The sequence below is a fragment of the Candidatus Propionivibrio aalborgensis genome (assembly GCF_900089945.1).
GTDB lineage: Bacteria > Pseudomonadota > Gammaproteobacteria > Burkholderiales > Rhodocyclaceae > Propionivibrio > Propionivibrio aalborgensis.
This window is the reverse complement of sequence record NZ_FLQY01000074.1, coordinates 1-2,625: the sequence shown is the minus strand read 5'-3', so window position 1 is coordinate 2,625 and position 2,625 is coordinate 1. Positions and strand designations below refer to the sequence as shown.

Here is a 2,625-nt window from a genome sequence, read left to right as displayed (position 1 = left end):
TGGGAATCACCGATCTCGATCCGCTGCGATACGCACTGCTATTTGAGCGCTTTCTGAATCCGGAACGGGTATCGATGCCCGACTTCGATATCGACTTCTGCCAGGACAAGCGCTGGCGGGTCATCGAATACGTACGTGAGAAGTATGGCGCGGCAGCGGTGTCGCAGATTGCCACCTTTGGAACCATGTCGTCGAAGGCGGTGATTCGAGATGTCGGGCGCGTACTCGACCTGCCGTACAACTTCTGCGATCAGCTCTCGAAGATGATTCCGGTCGAACAGAACAAACCCTTGTCGCTTGCCAAAGCCATCGAAGCCGAGCCGCAGCTCAAGGCGAAGATCGAAGAAGGCGAGGAGGTGCGCGACCTTTTTGATCTCGCTGCGCGACTCGAAGATCTGACACGAAACGTCGGCATGCACGCTGGTGGCGTGCTCATCGCACCGGGCAAGCTCACCGACTTCTGCCCGCTCTATTCAGCCGATGGCGGCGGCTCGGTGGTCTCGCAGTTTGACAAGGACGATGTCGAGAAAATCGGACTGGTGAAGTTCGACTTTCTTGGTCTGCGCAACTTGACCATCATCAAGCTTGCGGTCGATTACGTCGAAAAGCTCACCGGTGCACGTCCCGACCTCGACGCACTCACCTTCGACGACCCCCGCGCCTACCAGATCCTCAAGGACGCCAACACCACGGCGATTTTTCAGGTCGAATCCGATGGGATGAAGAAACTCCTCAAGAAGCTGGCTCCCGACCGCTTCGAGGACATCATCGCCGTACTCGCGCTCTACCGTCCCGGCCCGCTCGGCTCAGGCATGGTCGATGACTTCATTCTGCGCAAGAAGGGTCAGCAAAAGATCGATTACTTTATCGACGACCTGAAAGGCTGTCTGGAACCGACCTACGGCGTCATCGTGTACCAGGAACAGGTGATGCAGATCGCCCAGATCATCGGCGGTTACACCCTCGGTGGCGCCGATCTGCTGCGCCGTGCGATGGGCAAGAAGAAGGCCGAGGACATGGCTTTGCATCGCGACCTGATGCGCGAGGGGGCGAAGAACAAGGGCTACGACGAAAAGCTCGCCATGCAGCTTTTCGATCTGATGGAGAAGTTCGCCGAGTATGGCTTCAACAAGTCGCACACAGCGGCCTATGCCGTGGTCACCTATCACACGGCCTGGCTCAAGGCGCATCATTGTTCGGCCTTCATCGCGGCAACCTTGTCATCGGACATGGACAACACCGACTCGGTGAAGTCGTTTTACGACGATGCCATTGCCAACAAATTGACCGTCCTCGGGCCGGATATCAACACCTCGGAATACCGCTTCACTCCGGTTGATCGCACAACCATCCGCTATGGTCTGGGCGCCGTCAAGGGCACGGGCGAGCAGGCGGTCAACTCGATTCTCAAGGCGCGTCAGTGTTCGGGGGATTTCAAGGATCTGTTTGATTTCTGCCAACGCGTTGACAAACGCATGGTCAATCGGCGCACCGTTGAAGCCCTGATTCGCGCTGGCGCCTTTGATTCGCTGGACGATCACCGGGCGCGTCTGATGGCTTCAGCCGGAATCGCCATGGAGGCCGCCGAACAAGCCGAGCGCAACGCCATGCAGGTTAGCCTGTTTGACGTGTTCGACAGTGCGACTCACACCGAACACGGACCAAAGTACCGTGAAGTTTCGCGCTGGAAAGAACGGACCAGACTTGGCGAAGAAAAACTGGCACTCGGTTATTTCTTCTCGGGGCACCCATTCCATGCCTATCAAGCCGAGGTTTCGCGCTTCGCGCGCAAACCGCTCGCTGCTCTAAAGGCCGGCAAAGAGCCGCAACTGCTGGCCGGTCTCGTGGTCGGTGTGCGCACCAAAATTACTTCGCGCGGAAAGATGGCGTTTGTGCAACTCGATGACGGCACGACATCTCTGGAGGTTTCCGTATTCAACGAAATCTTTGAAGCCGAACGCGCCAAGATCAAGGATGACGAGGTATTGATCATCGAGGGCAAGGTGCAGCGCGATGACTTTGCAGGCGAAGGCAAGGTGCGCGTAATCGCCGATCGACTGTTGACGCTGGCCGAGGCACGCGGACGGTTTGCCAGGCATCTGCGTCTATCACTCAACGGCCAGGCAAGCGGCCCAAATGCAAGAGCTGCGGTGCAGCGCCTGCATACCTTGCTTGTGCCCTTTACCCCAGGCAATTGCCCTGTTCGACTCGCCTACCGGAACGCGGATGCAGTCTGTGAATTGTCGCTGGGTGAAACCAGCCGGGTACGACTCGAAGACGATTTGCTGACCGCGCTGGGCGACTGGCTGAGCAGCGACAATGTCAATGTCGAGTACAGTTGAGCGCTGTTGAGTTATCCGGTGCAGGTTTACGGAGAGGACTGATATGCATTTCAATGCTTTGAGCCGGGCGGCTTTTCTGCTGGCATCCAGCCTGCTGTTGAATGCCTGCGGGCATACGATCAGCATCGAGAACTACAACAAGCTCCAGATAGGACAGTCCTACGACGAGGTCAGGCAGCTCATCGGCGAGCCGGCACGTTGCGACGAAGTGCTCGGCGTTCGCAGCTGCGTCTGGGGTGATGAGCAGCACGGCATCAGCGTCAGTTTCGTTGCCGGCAAGGTA

The 2,625-nt window shown here is 57.7% G+C and carries 2 protein-coding genes; both read left to right on the top strand.

Annotated elements, in window-relative coordinates; genetic code table 11:
- The coding region (gene dnaE / locus PROAA_RS04860) for a DNA polymerase III subunit alpha (protein ID WP_186410262.1) at positions 1–2,342 on the top strand (2,342 nt) is incomplete at its 5' end.
- A gap of 43 nt (positions 2,343–2,385) precedes the next feature.
- Positions 2,386–2,625, top strand: a 240-nt coding sequence (locus PROAA_RS04855) for a hypothetical protein (RefSeq protein WP_186410261.1), incomplete at its 3' end; no start/stop codon positions are given.